Raw genomic sequence first — 17314 nt, forward strand, 5'->3', positions numbered from 1 at the left:
GCACGGCAGCGCATTTTCGCTAAACCATCGCGATGGATATTATCTCAATACGCGGCGGCAAAAAGCTGTCTGGCATCATTCCGATTTCCGGCGCAAAAAACAGCGCTTTGACGCTGTTGCCCTGTGCGCTGCTCACAGACGAACCGGTCACTTTGCGCAATCTGCCACGGCTCGCTGACGTGGATAGTTTCGGGCACTTGCTGAACCAGCTTGGCGTATCCACCACCATTGAAGGTGCGCGCCCGGAAGATTTCGGCCGGGTAATGACGCTGAAAGCCGGCAAGATTACCTCAACCGAAGCGCCCTATGATATAGTTCGCAAGATGCGCGCCTCCATCCTGGTGCTCGGGCCTTTGCTGGCCCGTGCGGGCGAATGCCGGGTGTCGCTGCCCGGTGGCTGTGCGATTGGCAACCGGCCGATTGACCTGCACCTTAAAGCAATTGAAGCACTCGGCGCTGTGATTGAAACAACCAGCGGCTACGTTACAGCGCGTCAGCCGGATGGCGGCCTGCCGGGCGGCGAGTTTACTTTCCCGGTCGTTTCCGTGGGAGCGACGGAAAATGCCCTGATGGCCGCGGTCCAGGCCAATGGCACTAGCCGCCTGAAAAACGCGGCGCGGGAACCGGAAATTGTCGACCTGTGCAATATGCTGGTTGCGATGGGCGCGGAAATTGAAGGAATCGGATCGTCTGACCTCATCATCCATGGCGTGCCGCGCCTGCATGGCTGTACCTACCGCGTCATGGCGGATCGCATTGAAGCGGGCAGCTACGCCTGTGCGGTCGGCATTACCGGCGGAGAGGTGGATCTGGTTGGCGCCAAGGCGGATGAGATGGAAGCAACACTGGCCGCTTTGACTGAAGCTGGACTACATATCGAACCGTATAACAAGGGCATCAAGGTCGCGGCCAACGGCAAGCTCAAACCGCTCACCCTGGAAACCGCGCCTTATCCTGGCCTTGCCACCGATATGCAGGCGCAGTTGATGGCGATGCTCTGCATGGCCGATGGCGCCAGTGTGCTGACCGAGACCATTTTTGAAAACCGCTATATGCATGTGCCCGAACTTAACCGGATGGGTGCGGATATCGAGACCAAGGGCCGCACCGCCGTGGTTCGCGGCGTGACAAAAATGACGGGCGCACCGGTCATGGCCACCGACCTGCGAGCGTCGATGAGTCTGGTGATCGCAGCACTCGCAGCCGAAGGTGAAACGCAGTTACAGCGCATCTATCATCTTGATCGCGGTTATGAACGGCTGGAAGAAAAGCTGGCGGCCGTCGGCGCGGACATCGAACGCATCAGCGGCGACTAGCGGGTTATTACCTAGCACTTATGGCAGCTTGCATGTCTGGCGCTTTTACCGTGTAATCTCTCCCATAAAGAGGAGAGGATGAGTCCATGTTTTCAGGACCAATAGAAGACCGGCTGGCAATCCGGGAATTACATGACGCCTATTGTGATGCAGTATTGCGCACCGACCCCGATGACTGGGGCGCGCTTTGGACGGAAGACGCCGTCTGGTCGCTAATGGGCACCGAAGTTGTCGGGCGCGAGAATATCGTCAATCTGTGGAATGGCGCAATGAGCCAGTTTGATGCCGTCAGCTTCCTGGGCATACCGGGCAGCCTTGAAATCACAGGTGACACCGCCACCGGTCGCTATCAAACCCATGAAATATTGGTTGAAAATGGCGAGCCGCGCATTGCCGGTGGCCGCTATGACGACGAGTTCGTCAAGATTGACGGCCAGTGGCTCTACAAGAAACGCATATTCAATGTCGTCGCTCAACTAGGCGGGCAGAAGCTTTAAGGGGAATGGAACATGGCTAAAATACTGATCGCAGCGCATATTGATGTGGAGCCGACAACTCGGGAAGAATGTTTGAAGACGGCCCAGCCCTATATTGATGGAGCGCTAAGTCAGGAAGGTTGCTTATGCTATAGCTGGTGTGCAGATATGCATAACCCCGCCCGTATCGAAGTGTTTGAGGAATGGACCGACGAAGACGCTCTCGCTCAGCATTTCAAAGATGTCCATTATGCCAGCATGCTTGCTCATATCGGAAAATTTGGCCTGACCAATGCCGTCAGTGCAAAATATCGCGTGGACGCAGAAAGCCCGGTTTACAACGCAGAAGGCGTGCCAACACCCGCCTTTGACTGAACCCTAACAGGAACAAAGACATGAACGAAGCGGTTTCAAAATCTCTATTTCAGCCAGATATATTGGTTGATCCCTTTGACTTTTATGAAGAACAGCGCGCCAAAAGCCCTGTGTTCCTGGACGAAGCCAGCGGCGCTTATATTGTCCTCGACTATGATCTGATATCCGAAGCCGTGGGCCGGCTAGATGATTTTTCCAATAATTTTACAGCATTGCTCTCTGGAGGAAAATCCGACGAAGAGCTCGCCAATGATGAGGAAATTCAGGCCATTCAGGCAGATGGGTGGCCGCAGGTCAACACGCTGCTGACGGCAGATCAGCCCGTGCACACCCGCTTTCGCAAACTCGTCAACCTGGCTTTCTCCATGCCCAAGGTGAACAAGCTGGAAGACAGCATAAGAGCCATGTCGAACGAACTGATCGACAATTTTGTCGACAAGGGCGAATGCGAATTCATGGAGGAATATGCGATCCCGATGCCGGTTCGGACCATTGCCGTGCAACTGGGCCTCGACGTCGCCGATGCGGATACGATAAAACGCTGGACCAATGCCTTTGTCGACAGACTGTCCGGCATGATGACCCGGGAACGGCAATTGGAAACCGAGCGCGAAGTAGTCGAATATCAACATGCGCTCAAAGCCAATATGGATGCACGCCGGAAAGAGGCGAAGAACGATATCCTCTCCGATCTGGTCAATGCTCAGGTCGATGGCGAACGGCCGCTGGATGATGCAGAATCGCTATCCATTGTCCAACAGCTTATGGTCGCAGGCAATGAGACCACAACGGCAGCGCTGGGTGAAGGGCTACGTCTGTTTGCCACTAACCCGGACCAGTATAAGAAGATCCAGGACGACCCCTCCCTCATACCCAATGCCGTCGAAGAGGTGCTGCGCATGTCCAGCGGATCATCCGGTATCTGGCGGGTTATGCACCGGGATGCCCAACTGGGCGGGGTCATGCTGCCCAAGGGCGCGATGGTGATGATGCGCTATCATGCCGCCAATCGCGATCCCAAGCAGTTTGAAAATCCCAATAAATTTGATGTCGAGCGCAAAAACGCACGCACTCATCTCGCCTTTGGCAAGGGCATTCACATGTGCGTCGGCAATATGCTGTCGCGCAAGGAGATGACGGTATCCTTCCAGCAATTTGCCAAGCGGATTGACAATATCCGGATACAGGAAGGCGCAGAGCTGACCTATCCGCCCAATATGATGCTGCGCGGCCTAACCAATCTGCCGCTCACTTTTGACAAACGCTGATAATAGATAAAGGGCAGAGATTATGGGGATGATGGACGGGAAAGTTGCGCTGATTTCCGGCGGCGCTGAAGGCATTGGTGGCACAGCCGCGCAGCGGTTTGTCGAAGAAGGCGGGTCTGTCATGCTTGGCGATATCCAGCTGGAAAAAGCCGAGGCCCATGCAAAGGCACTGGGCGAACGCGCCGCAGCTGTGGAGCTGGACGTCCGTAATCTGGACCAATGGGAGGCGGCGGTAGCCGCGACCAAGGCCAAATTCGGCAAGATCACGACCCTTTTCAACGTCGCGGGTATTTCCGAGCCCGGATCAGTGGACGAAGTTGATCTCGACAGCTGGAACCGCACTATCGACATCAACCTGCACGGCACGTTCAATGGCTGCCGCGTAGGATTGCCCGCCATAATTGAAAGCGGCGAAGACGGCACTATCGTCAATATCGGGTCGATGCTGGCCATGCGGCCAGGCGCGCAATTTGCCGCCTATTGCGCCAGCAAGGCAGCAGTTACCTCGCTCAGTAAATCCTTGGCATTGCATTGCGCCGCAGAGAAATACCCGGTGAGGGTCAACACTGTTCATCCTGGCGCGATTGATACACCGATGTATCAACGCTATCTTGCCGCCTATCCCGGACCGCATGACGAGGCGGTGGAGGTGTTTAACCGCAACCATCCAATAAACCGGGTCGGACTAGCCACGGAAGTCGCCGATGCTATGCTTTGGCTGGCAAGTGATGCGAGCAGCTTCACTACTGCAAATGACATTACCGTCGACGGCGGCGGCAGCTATCGCGAGTAAGCCTGCCCCATAGAAAAAGGGGCCGCCGAAGCCGCCCCTTCCTGTGCCAGATATGTGAAATGCGAAAATCTGGCGCCAGTAATTTATTCGCGGTAATTTCTTTGTATCTTAGCGCCCGTTATTGGCAACGATATCAACTACCGTTCCACCGCCGGACCGCTTGTTTAACGTGATGACAAAAGCACCATCATCATTGCCGCGGGTTCCGCCCAATACATGTTCGCTGCCGCGCAGCAGATATTCCGCGCTATAGCCGCCACGTTTGGCCTGGGTGTAATAATAATCGACGACATTTTTGATCGGACTGGCGGTAGAGAAGCTGACCACGCGAATATCGCATAGTCCGCCTTCAACGCCAGCTGCTTCCTTGACATTGGCCTTGGGATAAACCGGGAACTCCGGTGGCATCCGGTTGGCCCAGCCCATATCATAGCTCAATTTCTGGTCACATGTGCCTTTGCCGCGCTGTGCGGCCTGCGCCTCGGCCTTCGCTCCCAGAGTTATGCCTTCTGAACCGGCACAGCTGGTGCATTCGTCGTCCGATGTCATGTTGCGCGGCTTGGGCGCGCTCAGCATCTTGCCTTCAAACTGGGCGGTAGCATAAGCCTTGCCGCCCTCTGGCGGGACTTTGCCATCAATCGCGCCATTGGCACCGCGGATCGCGTTGGTATTTGCCTGATCGGTAAGATCAGGATCAACTAAAATCTGGTCTTCCAGAGCATCATTCATCGCCGGATCCGCCGTCAGATTATCGTCCAGCTCTGCCAGTTCCGCTTCATTGCCTTCGTTGCTTCCGCAGGCAGCCAAGGTCAACGGCAAAGTAAATGCCGTGGCTGTCAGCAAGAGGGAACGGGATAGGTGTGTCATGCAATATGCTCCTGAATATGCCCGAACAATTGCACCAAAAAGCGTTAATTTTCTGTTAGGAAATATGGTTAAACCGCCAATCTTCCGTTAACCGCCTGTCCCAAATCGGGATTCTCAACCAAACTCGTCCGGCCCGTCAATTTCCCCGAATCGGATGAGTCTGGACGTCAGGACAGCCGCCTGCCGGTTGATAACCGCTTTTTGATATTCCGGATCCGTGACCATCTCCAGAAACGCGCCGCTATTCGGATAGCGGGCAATGAAAGAGCTATCCCACTGCTTGTCATCGGGGCCGATGACCATGGCTTCCATCTTGCCGCGCCAGATGATCGTCCCGCCGACCCGTTTGAAAATCGGCCCGCTCGTCTTGCCATATTCTTCATAGGCACGCGCACCGCTCCAGCCGTGCGCAGCATTGGGATGATCTTCAGGATACTGGGCATGCTCATGGAAACGCAGCAGGTTGAGCATGTTGATCGGCACATCGCGGGGCAGCGCCTTGAATGCATCAAAATGTTCCCGCGTCGGATCCAGATATCTGTCTTCAGCCATTTAAATGCTCTCCCTCATGCTCTTGTTCCTTCGCAGCTCATTGAAACTGCTTTCTGTTCTCCAGCCACTGTTCACGCGATTGCCCCCAGTCGTCAACCCGCGCATCCTGATAGGGAGCGGGCAGCTTTGTCGGACCGCGATTGGTTGAACCGACCCGTTCGGCCAATTTTATCGAAGCGAGGTTCTCAGGATCAATCGTATGACAGATATCGTTCCAGCCCAGCTCATCCACTGCATAGTTCATGCTCGCCACTGCCGCTTCCAGCGCATAGCCTTTGCCAGCATATTCCGGGGCCACGCCCCACCCCACTTCCGTGCCGGGCCAGCCATCGGGATACCAGGGACCGATTCGGCCGATCCATTGATTGCTGTCTTTCAGGATGAGCGAGAACATCGCATAGCCGCGCACGTGCCACGCACCAACCATGGCACACAGACCCCGCCAGCTTTCCGCACGGCTTTGCACGCTGCCAAGATAGGTCATGGTCGCTTCATCTGCGTGAAACGCCGCCCATGCATCAAAATCATCAGCATTGGGTGGCCGCATTATCAGGCGTTCGGTTTCTATCCTGATTTCATTGATATCCATGGTCTTCCTCCCTTAAACGCCCTGTTATCCTAGGCTTATCTCCATAGAAACACTTGCAAAACCGGTGCACTATACCTATAATACAGTTATGGCTAATCTAATTTCTATACTCATCGGCGGCATCGCCCTCATATTGGCTTTTGTCGGACTTGTTCCACTTCTCGGCTGGACCAACTGGCTGATTTTACCCATTGCTGGCGTTGGCGCTTTGTTCGGTCTGATTTCATCCCGCAGCAGCGGCATGTATTTCTGCCTGATCGTCATGTGCATCTGTGCCTTTCGCTTGTGGATAGGTGGCGGGATTATCTGATCCCCCGTCTTTGCGTCAGCGGCCGCACAATTGAAAAGCCGCCCGCAAAAGGCGACAAATTATACGCGGAAAAGGGGCGAAATTCTGCAGAGCCGAGCCTTCTGCAGGGCGAGCTGGCCCGTAACCGGAAATATCCAATAAGATCGCGTCATATCCATAGTACGGATTATAACCCAATCGTGGTCCTGTAGGACAGCTAATTTATCAGCAGCCCAAGCTAATTTATATTGCCACTCCATCGGCCGAGGCCTAGGCGCTATGCTATGACGGGCCAAGCATCCACCAGCCGACTGGGGCTCTTACAGGCATTTCTTGCTTGCATTATCTGGGGCGTAATGCCGATCTATTTCAAACTGTTAGAGAGCGTTGCCCCGCTTGAGGTCGTCGCCCACCGGATTGTCTGGTCGGTGCCGGTCCTTTTGATCATCCTCTATTTCCGTAAAAATCTATCCGGTCTGCGCATCGCTTGGGCAGAACCAAAAATACGTGGGCCCTTGCTGGCGACCGCCCTGCTCATTACCGTTAACTGGCTCGTCTATGTCTGGGCCATTCAGGAAGACCACATTCTCGCAGCCAGCCTCGGCTATTTCATCAGCCCATTGCTCAGCGTTTTTCTCGCTAACATCTTCCTTAAGGAAAAGCTGAGTCGTAATCAGTGGATCGCTGTCGGCATAGCCGCCATTGGCGTTTCCATCCTCGCGATGGAGGCATGGCAGACCCTGTGGATCAGTCTCGCACTGGCAGGGTCATGGGGATTATATGGCTTGGTCCGCAAAATGACCGATGTCGGCCCAATCGTTGGACTGACTGTCGAGACCAGCTATCTGCTTTTGCCGTTCCTGCTGTTCATCGGCTGGATCACTTTTGGTACCACAACGCCGACCACAACCACGCATCTTGGTGACAATCTCACCATCGATATACTGCTGCTTGGCGGTGCAATAGTCACAGCCACGCCGCTGATGCTGTTTGCTGCCGCCGTAAAGAAAATGAAGCTCAGCACCATCGGATTAACGCAATATATTGCGCCGACGCTGCAGTTTCTGATTGGGGTATTGCTCTATCGCGAGCCGCTCACGACATCGCATATCATCTGCTTCATCCTGATCTGGATCAGCCTTGCGATATTCTCCGCCGACGCGATTTTCGGCGGCGCCAGCAAGAAAACGGCTGCGACCTAGGTCCCCTTACCCGACAATTTGCCAACGCAGTTCTTGTCCGGCGTGAAAAGGTACGATTGTCGCCCCTCCCGCTTCGATATTGTCCGGCACTGTGATCGCGGATCGTTTCAAAGTGACGGTGCCTTCGTTGAGCGGCAGGCCATAAAAATTGGGGCCATGTTCAGACGCAAAACCTTCCAGCTTGCCCAGCGCACCTTCTTCCTCAAAAACCGTGGCATAGCTTTCCAGCGCATAGGGCGCGTTGAAGATACCGGCACAGCCGCAGGCTGATTCCTTGGCGTGAATTTCATGCGGCGCGCTGTCCGTGCCGAGGAAATATTTCGCCGATCCCGACGTCGCCGCTTTACGCAAAGCCAGTCGGTGCTGTTCGCGCTTGGCCACCGGCAGGCAATAGGCGTGCGGGCGAATCCCGCCCTGAAACATGGCATTGCGATTGATGTGAAGATGTTGCGGTGTGATCGTCGCGCCAACATTGGGACCCGCGGCGTTTACGAAATCCACCGCATCGGCGGTGGTGATATGCTCGAACACCACTTTCAGTTCGGGTAACTGCGAGACGATTTTCGACAGAGTGCGGTCGATAAACACTGCTTCGCGGTCAAAAACATCCACATCCGCATCGGTAACTTCACCGTGGATCAATAGCGGCATGCCGATATCCTGCATCCGCTCCAGCACCGGCATGATATTGGCAACATCAGTAACACCATGGGCGCTGTTGGTCGTCGCATTGGCGGGATAAAGCTTGGCGGCGGTGAAAATACCGTCTTCAAATCCCTGTGCCATATCATCGGCATCAGATGTATCCGTCAGGTAGCATGTCATCAGTGGCGTGAACGCCGGGTTATCCGGGACCGCCGCCAAAATCCGTTCCCGATACGCCGCCGCACTGGCGCTGTCCGTTACCGGCGGCGACAGGTTGGGCATGACAATGGCCCGGGCAAACTGCCGCGCCGTGTAGCTGGCCACTGACCGCAGCATATCGCCATCACGCAGATGGACATGCCAGTCATCCGGCTGGCGGATGGTAATCTGGTCGGGCGATTGATTCATGGTTCGGGCTTTCTTTTAACGCTGAGCGTCCCTACCTAATCTGCATGACCGAAACCAGACTAAATGAACGCGCGGTGATCCGCATATCTGCTAGCCATGATAGCGAAGACTGCCGGGAATTCCTGCAGGGCCTTGTCACACAGGATATGCAGGCCGTTCAGCCGGACGCCCCGCAATGGGCGGCCTTGCTTACGGCCCAGGGCAAAACACTGTTCGACTTTTTCCTGTGGGCCGATGGTGATGACATCCTGATCGACTGTGAAAAGGAGCATGCCGAAGCGCTGGCGAAGCGCCTGAAACTCTATCGCCTGCGCCGGAAGATCGTGATCGAGATGGACGAAGCCATCACCGTACACTGGTCCCGTGATGCCGCCGGAAAGCCGACTGATCCGCGACTCATGGCTCTTGGTCATCGCTGGCTGGACGACAGTCAGAAAGACGAAAGCGCCGATTCTGCTTATAAGGCGCATCGTCTTTCGCTCGGTGTGACCGAAGGCCAGGAAGAACTGGGTAGCGACAAAACCCTGTGGCTGGAATGCAATGCGACCGAACTGAACGGCGTCAGCTTTACCAAGGGCTGCTATGTTGGGCAGGAAAACACGGCGCGGATGAACTATCGGCAAAAGATAAACCGCCGTCTTGTCGTAGTGCCGCTGGATCAGGTCGACGAAAAGCGTCAGCGCGTGGCCTATCCCGATCTTGGACTGTCCATCGAACATCGCCGCGTTGACGATCTTGACGGGCTGGATTTGCCGGGATGGCTCAATAGTGCCTTAACCGAAAAGTCAGAGTGACTTAGGCTGCGTCACCTTCCGACGGTGCTTCGGCTTCCGCCGCCTTGGCTTTTACTGTCCGGCGCTTGCGAACCGGTTTTTTCTCAGCATCGCCATCAGCGCTATCATCCGATTTGATCGAAATGGCAGGAGGCAAAGCGCTGGCATCCAGACCATTTGATTCGCCATTGGCTTCTGCGGCTTCTGCAGCTGGTTTGCGCGGGCGGCGCGCACGGACAGGCTTTTTCTCAGCTGGCGCGTCCACAGCATCCTGACCGTCTGAACCGGCTGCTTTTTCCGGTTGATCATCCGCCTTGGGTCGGCGTCCGCGCTGCGGACGTCCGCGATCATCCTGATCGGCAGTGTCATCGGCAGTGTCATTGCGATCATTATTCTGGTTTCGTTGTTCCTCGCGGGCCAATCGCTGCTCTTCGCGGCGCGCCTGGCTGTCTGCGTTCACCCGGAAATAATGGTCGGCAAATTGATGATAATATTCGGCATTGACGCGGTCGCCATTCACCTGGGCATCCTGCGCCATTTTCTTATATTTATCCAGCATCTGGGCTGCATTGCCACGTGCGCGGTTGTCGATCCGGTTTTCCCGGTCCATACCGCCGCCACCGCGGTTGCCCTGATTGCGATTATTGTTGTTCCGGCCACGGCGACGGCCGCCGGCCTGACGATTATTCATCAAATTCTGGGTGTCCTTATACCGTTAATAAACTCGGTCTTTCCTGTTATTTTACTGCCACAAAGGCAGTGCCCGTGCCGCCGATCACATGATCCGCAGCAACCCAAAGAAGATAAAAGATCGCCGGACATCAGCAATATTATCTATATGGGGGTAGGCCAGCGATTTTAGGGAAATTGCCAGAAATCATCCGGGCCTGAAACATCCTTAGCGCCTTCATAAGCCAAATCCAAGTGATTTTTATCAACCGGTGCGCCGTCGCAGGACGAGAAGCCTGTCATTACCACCCAAATCCTGTTTGCATTCAACAATATAGCCGTTTTTTTCAGCCAGTTTTGTCACCGGCTCCGCCTGATCAAAACCTATTTCCAGAAGCGCGGTGCCGTTTTCGGACAATAGCTCCACCAACGCCGGAATGATGATTTCATAATCATCCATGCCTTGCGCGCCGGCAAATAACGCCTGATGGGGCTCAAAGTCAGCCACTTCGCGGGATAATTCAGCCTTGGTTGATACATAGGGCGGATTCGCAAGAATCAGATCAAACCGCCCGTTCAGGAACTGTGTCCAGCCCACTGCTGTCCAGTCCTGCAATATAAAATGCGCCCGATCGCTGAGTCGCAGGCGATCAGCATTGTTATGAGCGACCGCCAAAGCCGGAGCGCTGGCATCCATTCCCACGCCCTGCGCTTCTGGAAATTCGGACAATGTGGCAAGCAACAGCGCCCCGCTTCCTGTCCCGAGATCCAATATGCGTGCCGGTGGATGAATCTTGCCGATCTGCACAGCTGTTTCGATCAGAATTTCGCTATCGGGACGGGGAATCAGGACATCGGGACTGACATGAAACGGCAGGCTCCAGAACTCCCGCTCACCAATGATATGCGCTACGGGTTCGTGCGCTTTGCGGCGCTCCAGCAGTTCTGCAAAACCTTCCGGAACGGTCAGCTTTGGCAAATCCAGCAGCAACTGCTCCCGATCGATCCCCAAAAGATGCGCCATCAGCAATTCTGCATCGAGACGCGGCGTATCGCTGACCGATCCCAGAGCCTGCGCCGCGTTTCGCAATACCGCAGCGATGTCAGCCATCCAGATTGGCGAGACGGCTGGCCTCATCTTCGGCGATCAGCGCATCGACCATCTCGCCCAGTCCTCCGCCTTCGACAATTTCGGGCAGCTTGTGCAGCGTCAGGTTGATCCGATGATCGGTAACCCGGCCTTGGGGGTAATTATAGGTACGGATGCGTTCGGAACGGTCGCCGGAACCAACCATCGATTTGCGCGCTTCCGCTTCCTCGCTCTGCACGGCATCACGTTCCTGCTCATAGAGCCGCGCGGCCAGCACTTTCATCGCTTGCGCCTTGTTCTTGTGCTGCGACTTGCCATCCTGACATTGCACCACCAATCCGGTGGGCAAATGAGTGATACGAATCGCGCTGTCAGTCTTGTTGACATGCTGCCCGCCCGCGCCGCTCGCCCGATAGGTATCAATGCGAAGGTCTTCGGAACGGATGTCGATATCAACTTCCTCGGGTTCCGGTAGAATCGCCACTGTCGCCGCCGATGTATGAATCCGCCCGCCGCTTTCCGTTTCGGGTACGCGCTGCACGCGGTGCACACCGGATTCGAATTTCAGCTTGGCGAACACGCCCTTGCCATTGATATTCGCAACCACTTCCTTGAACCCACCGACTTCCGACGCATTGGCCGAGATCAGCTCAACCTTCCAGCCCTGCTCATCGGCAAATCGACTGTACATCCGATAGAGATCGCCCGCAAAAAGCGCTGCTTCATCACCACCGGTACCGGCGCGAATTTCAAGCATCGCGGGGCGATCATCGGCGCTGTCCCGCGGCAAGAGTTTCAGCGCCAGCGCATGTTCGGCTTTTTCCAGCGCTTTCTTGACGTCATCGACTTCATCGGCGGCCATGGCCTTCATCTCGGCATCATCACCGGCGAGCATTTCTTCCAGCCCCGTCTGCTCGTCTCGCAGGCGCTGAACCTCGGCCGCAGCCTCGGCTACCGGTTCGATCTCGGCATATTCCTTGGAAACCTCGACAAACTTATCACCATCGAGATTGCCAGACGCCATCATCGCCTGCAGCTCGGCAAAGCGCGCTTCGATCTGGGCGATGCGTTGGGGTGTAATGGTGGTCAATCACCCTCTCCCGATTGTGCAACTTCTTGTTCCAGATCATCCAGATGAGACTCAAAATTGTCCAGATCCTCAGAGAATCTGAGGTCCCACATCTTTTCGGTAACATCCGCCAATTCGAGCTCGTTTTGCTCGCCAGTGGCCAGATTTTTAAACTGCACTTTGCCTGATGCCAATTCATCTTCGCCTATGATGATCGCAGCAAGCGCGCCAACCTGATTGGCACGCGCCATCCGTTTTTTGAATTTACCGCGGGCAAATATTTCAGCAGAAAATTGTGAGCTGCGCATTTCACTCGCTACCGACAAGGCCTTCATTATCGCATCATCCCCCATGGGCAAGATGGCCAGTTCCACGGGATCAGGTATGGCCTCATCCAGCAACATCCCGAGCCGCTCAATCCCCGCGGCCCAGCCAACAGCCGGTGTCGCAGGTCCGCCCAGCGATTCAATCAAACCGTCATAACGCCCACCGGCCAGCACTGTACCCTGCGCGCCCAACCGGTCGGTAACAAACTCAAACGCGGTATGACGATAATAGTCGAGCCCGCGCACCAATCGGCTGTTGCGTTCCCATGCTACGCCGCAAGCATCGAGCCCCTCGGTCACCTGCCCGAAAAACTCCTTCGCCTCATCCGACAGATAGGCGTCAATCTCCGGCGCGCTGTCGGCAATCGGGCGGTCCTGGCGCTCTTTGCTGTCGAGGATGCGCAGCGGATTGCGTTCCAGCCGGTCCTGACTGTCCTGGGACAGATCGGCCTTGTTCGCCTGAAAATGCTTGACCAGCGCATCGCGCCATGCATCGCGACTTTCCGCGTCACCCAGGGTATTAAGCTGTAAGGTCACACCGTCCGAGATGCCCAGCTCTTTCAAAAGCTGATCCGCAAAACAGAGCAATTCGACATCCGCCGCCGCCTCACCGGCACCGATAATCTCGGCATCGAGCTGGTGAAACTGGCGATAGCGACCCTTTTGTGGACGCTCGTAGCGAAATAGCGGGCCGTGGGTGGACAATTTCATCGGAGCATGCTGCTGCCAGCCATTGGTCAGGAAAGCACGTGAAATTCCGGCGGTAAATTCCGGACGCAGGGTCAGGCTGTCGCCGCCGCGATCCTCAAAGCTATACATTTCCTTTGACACAACATCGGTGGTTTCGCCCAGCGAACGGGCAAAAACCGCCGTTGGCTCAAACACCGGCATTTGCACCCCCTTGAACCCGTAAAGGCGTCGCACGCGTTCAAACGTCTCCGCCACATGCTGGAAACGCTCCTGGTCTTCGCCAAATATATCCTGCGTACCGCGTACCGGTTGCGGTGTTTGTATCTTTGCCATATTTGCCCTTTGTCTTGAGCGCGCTTTAGCCGGTGCTGCGCAAAAGCGAAAGATGGCTTGTTTCTATTGTTTATATTGGTGCTTTTCTTATCCACCCTCTGGACGAAGCCGCCAAAACCCGCCATTCAGACTTGGCGATAATCTACGGGGATAAAATTAGTATGCGTCTGGTTGCACTTTTGGGCCTGGTTTCGGCCCTTTCCGTTGTTTCGCCCCTCAACACTGCCTCAGCCGCAATGCCGGACAATCTGAGCAAACCGGTTTATACCGCGCCGGAAGAAACAATCCCGAAAGCGCAGGATATCCCATTTCCCGGCACCATGCGCCTGATTGTCGATGCGCGCGATAACAAACAGGGTGTGTTCAAGGTCCAACAGTTTATTCCAGTCTCCGGACTAAAGCGCCTAACGCTGCTTTACCCTGAATGGCTGCCCGGTAATCATGCGCCGCGGGGAGAGATTGAAAAGCTGGCCGGGCTGCGCATTTTAGCAGACAAAACAGATTTAGCCTGGGTACGCGATGATGTCGATGTCTATGCATTTCATATCGATATTCCGCCCGGGATAGAGGAAATTGAAGCGCGGTTCCAGTTCACTTCCGCCACGACAGCAAGTCAGGGCCGTGTCGTGATGGCGCCATCGATGCTGAACCTGCGCTGGCATCAGGTGTCGCTCTATCCCGCTGGCCATTATGTTCGCCAGATCCCGGTGGAAGCGACCGCCATCTATCCGGACGGCTGGCGCGCAGCCAGCGCCATGCGGCCGAAAACAAGGCAGGATAAATCAACCGGTACCAACCGTGTCGCCTATCAAAAGACGGATTATGACACCTTGGTCGACAGCCCTGTCTTTGCTGGTAAGCATTTTCAAACCTATCGTCTAAGCCGCCGTGCCCACCTGAATATTGTCGCCGATGACGGGAAATATCTCAGGCCCGCAAAGTCCCACATTGCCAAGCACAGCAAGCTGATGCGCGAAGCCGAAAGCCTGTTTGGTTCCCATCCCTATGACCGGTATGATTTCCTGCTCGCTCTGACCGAAGAAATGGGCGGTATCGGAATTGAACATCACCGGTCTTCCGAAAATGGTGTGAACCGGGAATATTTTACCGAATGGAAAAAAGGGCCGGGCCGCCGTAACCTGTTGCCGCATGAGGTTGTTCACGCCTGGAACGGCAAGTATCGCCGTCCGGCGGGCATGTGGACGCCTGATTTTCGCGAACCGATGCGCGACAATCTGCTATGGGTCTATGAAGGGCAGACCCAGTTTTGGGGCTATGTGCTCGGCGCCCGATCTGGGCTCTATTCAAAACAGGACACGCTGGACGCCTTTGCGGCTATTGCAGCGGGCATGGACCGGCGTGTGGGGCGGCAATGGCGCCCGCTGATCGACACCACCCATGATCCGATAATCGCCGCGCGCAAACCAAAACCGTGGAGCAGCTGGCAGCGGCAGGAAGATTATTATAATGAAGGCCTGCTGATATGGCTGGAGGTTGATGGCATTATTCGCCGCGAATCAGGCGACAAGAAATCGCTCGAGAATTTCGCCCGCCGCTTCTTCAAGGGCAGAAACGGTGATTATGGCGTGGTCACTTATGAGCTGGAAGATGTCATAGACACTCTGAATGCCATTCAACCCTATGACTGGGCAGGGTTTATCGAGCAGCGCGTCTACCAGCCGACGACAGAAGCACCCAAAAACGGTTTGACCCTTGGCGGGTATAAGCTGGTCTATGATGCCACGCGTAGCGACTATATCCAAGCCAATGACAAACGCCGAAAGCAAATTGATCTCAGCCACAGTATTGGCATGGTGATGAGCGACAAGGGTGTGGTGAAGGCAGTCATGTGGGATGGTCCGGCATTTAAGGCTGGCTTGAAAACCGGTCTCACCATCACCGCAGTCAATGGCAAGGCCTATAGCGGTGAGATGCTAACCCAGGCGATTGAGGAAAATCGCGGGCAAATGAACAAAATCGAGATTTTTGCGAAGGATGACGATCAATATAGCAATTTTATGGTCGATTATTCCGGTGGGCTTCGCTATCCGCACCTGAAAAAAATAACCACGGAAGAGGGTGACGCAATTGAAGGGGGCATTGACCGGCTTTTAAAGCCAAAAACCAGATAGTAGGACCATAATCCATGGACATCACCCAGATTCCTATCGGCGATAACCCGCCGGAAAGCCTGAACGTCATCATCGAAGTCCCCGTTGGCGGTGAACCGGTCAAATATGAATTTGACAAAGCCTCCGGCGCGCTTTTCGTAGACCGCATCCTGCATACGCCGATGCGCTATCCCGCCAATTACGGTTTTATTCCGCATACCTTGTCCCCCGATGGCGATCCCCTGGACGCGCTGGTCGTCGCGCGCTCGCCTTTCATGCCTGGCTGTGTAGTGCGTTGCCGCCCGATTGCTGTGCTCAATCTGGAAGACGAGCATGGCGGTGACGAAAAGCTGCTCTGCGTCCCGATCGATGCGACTTTCCCCTATTATCGCGCGATCGGAGAAGGCGGCGACCTGCCCGAGATCGTCATGCAGCAAATCGAACATTTCTTTACCCATTACAAAGACCTGGAACCTGAAAAATGGGTCCGTGTTGGTAAATGGGGTGATGCCGAAGAGGCTCGCAAAGTCGTGCTGGACGCCATCGAACTGGCCAAAGAAAAGAAATGAACCCGACGCATCTCGTGGCCGGATTGGCGCTGATCGCCAGTCTGGCCGCGTGCACAACACCGGAAACCCGCGTCCGCAATGGCTTAATGAGCGCAGGCCTGTCCAAACCGATTGCAAGCTGCATGGCAGACCGGATGGTGGATCGCCTGTCCTACGCACAAATCGACAAGCTCGGCCGCCTCGACAAACTGCGCAAGCGCGATCCCGGCGATATCAGCGTCAATGAGTTTGTAAAGCGGACCAAAGCGCTGCAGGACCCTGAGATACTGGGTGTCGTGACCTCTTCGGGACTGGTTTGCGCGGTGAAATGACCATGAATATACAGCCAATCGGATGCCGAAAAGCTGTGGCCGAGGACGCGGACCATTTGCCTGCTATTGAAAGATCAGCAGGATCAGCCTTTCTGTCTGTTCCCGGGCTTGAATGGATTGCCAACAGCGATGATGTCCTATCAGCAGAGGCGCAGCTTCAGCGGATAAAGCAAGGGCTGGTCTGGGTAGCCGAAACGGCCGATCAAGAGCGGGTAGGGTTTCTGACCGCCGAACAATTTGATCAAGAATATCATATCTGGGAACTATCCGTACACCAGGAGCATCAAAAGCGCGGCATTGGCCGGGCCTTACTAGAAGCCCTGACGGATCAAGCGCGGCGCGAGAAAATCACGACGATTACGCTGACCACCTTTCGCAACCTGCCATTTAACGAGCAATTCTATCAGAATACGGGCTTCCAAACGCTGGAAGAAAGTCAGCAATCAGGGCGACTCCAATCCGTATTGGCGACTGAAAAAGCCAGCGGTCTGCCCATAGAGCGGCGCTGCGCGATGCAATTGTCTTTGTGATAGCCGGATTTCGCCGGATATTATCGTAAATCGGGGTGGAAATCCCTACCTGACTGTGCTTTA

General features: G+C 55.3%; 20 protein-coding genes. 12 read left to right on the top strand and 8 right to left on the bottom strand.

Annotated features, from left to right (window positions below; genetic code table 11):
• Positions 1-32 precede the first annotated feature (32 nt).
• The 5 genes from murA (at position 33) to DK507_RS08570 (ending at position 4228) form a co-directional block, all read left to right on the top strand.
• The gene (gene murA / locus DK507_RS08550; RefSeq protein ID WP_109355942.1) at positions 33-1316 is read left to right on the top strand and encodes a UDP-N-acetylglucosamine 1-carboxyvinyltransferase; all 1284 of its coding nucleotides are present in this window, start codon (positions 33-35) and stop codon (positions 1314-1316) included.
• A gap of 86 nt (positions 1317-1402) precedes the next feature.
• The gene (locus DK507_RS08555; protein ID WP_109355943.1) at positions 1403-1813 is read left to right on the top strand and encodes a nuclear transport factor 2 family protein; all 411 of its coding nucleotides are present in this window, start codon (positions 1403-1405) and stop codon (positions 1811-1813) included.
• A gap of 12 nt (positions 1814-1825) precedes the next feature.
• Positions 1826-2167, top strand: a complete 342-nt coding sequence (locus DK507_RS08560) for a putative quinol monooxygenase (RefSeq protein WP_109355944.1) — start codon at positions 1826-1828, stop codon at positions 2165-2167.
• A 20-nt stretch (positions 2168-2187) separates the two neighbouring features.
• Positions 2188-3435 carry a cytochrome P450 gene (locus tag DK507_RS08565; protein WP_109355945.1) on the top strand — a complete coding sequence of 416 codons (1248 nt, stop codon included), beginning with the start codon at positions 2188-2190 and terminating at the stop codon, positions 3433-3435.
• 28 nt (positions 3436-3463) lie between these two features.
• A complete protein-coding gene (locus DK507_RS08570) occupies positions 3464-4228 on the top strand; it encodes an SDR family NAD(P)-dependent oxidoreductase (RefSeq protein WP_254054311.1) in 765 nt (254 codons plus the stop codon).
• A 108-nt stretch (positions 4229-4336) separates the two neighbouring features.
• Here DK507_RS08570 and DK507_RS08575 read toward each other — a convergent pair whose 3' ends face one another.
• The 3 genes from DK507_RS08575 to DK507_RS08585 form a co-directional block, all read right to left on the bottom strand.
• The gene (locus DK507_RS08575) at positions 4337-5095 is read right to left on the bottom strand and encodes a hypothetical protein (RefSeq protein WP_109355947.1); all 759 of its coding nucleotides are present in this window, start codon (positions 5093-5095) and stop codon (positions 4337-4339) included.
• 114 nt (positions 5096-5209) lie between these two features.
• Entirely contained in the window at positions 5210-5647 is a 438-nt protein-coding gene (locus DK507_RS08580; protein ID WP_109355948.1) for a DUF1330 domain-containing protein, read from the bottom strand.
• Between the two features lie 37 nt (positions 5648-5684).
• Positions 5685-6236 (bottom strand): GNAT family N-acetyltransferase, encoded by a 552-nt coding sequence (locus tag DK507_RS08585; RefSeq protein ID WP_109355949.1) that lies wholly within the window; start codon positions 6234-6236, stop codon positions 5685-5687.
• A gap of 88 nt (positions 6237-6324) precedes the next feature.
• On the opposite strand from DK507_RS08585, the gene DK507_RS08590 reads away from it, so the two are divergent.
• Together DK507_RS08590 and rarD are read left to right on the top strand one after the other, a co-directional pair.
• Positions 6325-6546: a hypothetical protein gene (locus DK507_RS08590; RefSeq protein ID WP_109355950.1), complete on the top strand. Its 222-nt coding sequence runs from the start codon at positions 6325-6327 to the stop codon at positions 6544-6546.
• A 263-nt stretch (positions 6547-6809) separates the two neighbouring features.
• Positions 6810-7727, top strand: a complete 918-nt coding sequence (gene rarD / locus DK507_RS08600) for an EamA family transporter RarD (RefSeq protein ID WP_109355952.1) — start codon at positions 6810-6812, stop codon at positions 7725-7727.
• Between the two features lie 6 nt (positions 7728-7733).
• On the opposite strand, the gene pyrC is transcribed toward rarD, so the two are convergent.
• Positions 7734-8780: a dihydroorotase gene (pyrC, locus tag DK507_RS08605; protein ID WP_109355953.1), complete on the bottom strand. Its 1047-nt coding sequence runs from the start codon at positions 8778-8780 to the stop codon at positions 7734-7736.
• Between the two features lie 44 nt (positions 8781-8824).
• Between pyrC and DK507_RS08610 the strand changes: the two genes are divergently transcribed.
• The gene (locus DK507_RS08610; RefSeq protein ID WP_109355954.1) at positions 8825-9574 is read left to right on the top strand and encodes a folate-binding protein YgfZ; all 750 of its coding nucleotides are present in this window, start codon (positions 8825-8827) and stop codon (positions 9572-9574) included.
• A gap of 1 nt (position 9575) precedes the next feature.
• On the opposite strand, the gene DK507_RS08615 is transcribed toward DK507_RS08610, so the two are convergent.
• From DK507_RS08615 to hisS, 4 genes are all read right to left on the bottom strand, one after another.
• Positions 9576-10244 (bottom strand): DUF4167 domain-containing protein, encoded by a 669-nt coding sequence (locus DK507_RS08615; RefSeq protein ID WP_367889555.1) that lies wholly within the window; start codon positions 10242-10244, stop codon positions 9576-9578.
• A 243-nt stretch (positions 10245-10487) separates the two neighbouring features.
• Entirely contained in the window at positions 10488-11333 is an 846-nt protein-coding gene (prmC, locus tag DK507_RS08620) for a peptide chain release factor N(5)-glutamine methyltransferase (RefSeq protein WP_109355956.1), read from the bottom strand.
• On the bottom strand, positions 11326-12402 hold the full coding sequence (gene prfA, locus DK507_RS08625) for a peptide chain release factor 1 (RefSeq protein ID WP_109355957.1): 1077 nt from the start codon (positions 12400-12402) through the stop codon (positions 11326-11328). The genes prmC and prfA overlap by 8 nt, the downstream gene beginning before the upstream one ends.
• Positions 12399-13730: a histidine--tRNA ligase gene (gene hisS / locus DK507_RS08630; RefSeq protein ID WP_109355958.1), complete on the bottom strand. Its 1332-nt coding sequence runs from the start codon at positions 13728-13730 to the stop codon at positions 12399-12401. Before hisS ends, prfA begins: the two co-directional genes overlap by 4 nt.
• Before the next feature lie 161 nt (positions 13731-13891).
• Between hisS and DK507_RS08635 the strand changes: the two genes are divergently transcribed.
• Genes DK507_RS08635 through DK507_RS08650 form a run of 4 tightly spaced genes read left to right on the top strand, consistent with a single transcriptional unit; the run spans position 13892 to position 17251 of the window.
• Positions 13892-15862 (top strand): M61 family metallopeptidase, encoded by a 1971-nt coding sequence (locus DK507_RS08635; protein ID WP_109356236.1) that lies wholly within the window; start codon positions 13892-13894, stop codon positions 15860-15862.
• A gap of 14 nt (positions 15863-15876) precedes the next feature.
• Complete coding sequence (gene ppa / locus DK507_RS08640; protein WP_109355959.1) at positions 15877-16410, top strand: inorganic diphosphatase; 534 nt, start codon at positions 15877-15879, stop codon at positions 16408-16410.
• Entirely contained in the window at positions 16407-16721 is a 315-nt protein-coding gene (locus DK507_RS08645) for a hypothetical protein (protein WP_109355960.1), read from the top strand. The genes ppa and DK507_RS08645 overlap by 4 nt, the downstream gene beginning before the upstream one ends.
• A 2-nt stretch (positions 16722-16723) precedes the next feature.
• Positions 16724-17251: a GNAT family N-acetyltransferase gene (locus tag DK507_RS08650; RefSeq protein ID WP_109355961.1), complete on the top strand. Its 528-nt coding sequence runs from the start codon at positions 16724-16726 to the stop codon at positions 17249-17251.
• Positions 17252-17314: the final 63 nt, after the last annotated feature.

The organism is Sphingorhabdus sp. EL138 (assembly GCF_900258045.1).
Taxonomy (GTDB): domain Bacteria; phylum Pseudomonadota; class Alphaproteobacteria; order Sphingomonadales; family Sphingomonadaceae; genus Parasphingorhabdus.

Coding starts and splice junctions, on each gene's coding strand:
- DK507_RS08590 (WP_109355950.1), top strand. CDS start 6,325: ATGGCTAATCTAATTTCTATACTCATCGGCGGCATCGCCCTCATATTG.
- hisS (WP_109355958.1), bottom strand. CDS start 13,730: ATGGCAAAGATACAAACACCGCAACCGGTACGCGGTACGCAGGATATA.
- DK507_RS08615 (WP_367889555.1), bottom strand. CDS start 10,244: ATGAATAATCGTCAGGCCGGCGGCCGTCGCCGTGGCCGGAACAACAAT.
- DK507_RS08580 (WP_109355948.1), bottom strand. CDS start 5,647: ATGGCTGAAGACAGATATCTGGATCCGACGCGGGAACATTTTGATGCA.
- prmC (WP_109355956.1), bottom strand. CDS start 11,333: ATGGCTGACATCGCTGCGGTATTGCGAAACGCGGCGCAGGCTCTGGGA.
- ppa (WP_109355959.1), top strand. CDS start 15,877: ATGGACATCACCCAGATTCCTATCGGCGATAACCCGCCGGAAAGCCTG.
- DK507_RS08565 (WP_109355945.1), top strand. CDS start 2,188: ATGAACGAAGCGGTTTCAAAATCTCTATTTCAGCCAGATATATTGGTT.
- DK507_RS08635 (WP_109356236.1), top strand. CDS start 13,892: ATGCGTCTGGTTGCACTTTTGGGCCTGGTTTCGGCCCTTTCCGTTGTT.
- DK507_RS08650 (WP_109355961.1), top strand. CDS start 16,724: ATGAATATACAGCCAATCGGATGCCGAAAAGCTGTGGCCGAGGACGCG.
- murA (WP_109355942.1), top strand. CDS start 33: ATGGATATTATCTCAATACGCGGCGGCAAAAAGCTGTCTGGCATCATT.
- DK507_RS08555 (WP_109355943.1), top strand. CDS start 1,403: ATGTTTTCAGGACCAATAGAAGACCGGCTGGCAATCCGGGAATTACAT.
- DK507_RS08570 (WP_254054311.1), top strand. CDS start 3,464: ATGATGGACGGGAAAGTTGCGCTGATTTCCGGCGGCGCTGAAGGCATT.
- DK507_RS08560 (WP_109355944.1), top strand. CDS start 1,826: ATGGCTAAAATACTGATCGCAGCGCATATTGATGTGGAGCCGACAACT.
- DK507_RS08585 (WP_109355949.1), bottom strand. CDS start 6,236: ATGGATATCAATGAAATCAGGATAGAAACCGAACGCCTGATAATGCGG.
- DK507_RS08645 (WP_109355960.1), top strand. CDS start 16,407: ATGAACCCGACGCATCTCGTGGCCGGATTGGCGCTGATCGCCAGTCTG.
- pyrC (WP_109355953.1), bottom strand. CDS start 8,780: ATGAATCAATCGCCCGACCAGATTACCATCCGCCAGCCGGATGACTGG.
- rarD (WP_109355952.1), top strand. CDS start 6,810: ATGACGGGCCAAGCATCCACCAGCCGACTGGGGCTCTTACAGGCATTT.
- DK507_RS08610 (WP_109355954.1), top strand. CDS start 8,825: ATGACCGAAACCAGACTAAATGAACGCGCGGTGATCCGCATATCTGCT.
- DK507_RS08575 (WP_109355947.1), bottom strand. CDS start 5,095: ATGACACACCTATCCCGTTCCCTCTTGCTGACAGCCACGGCATTTACT.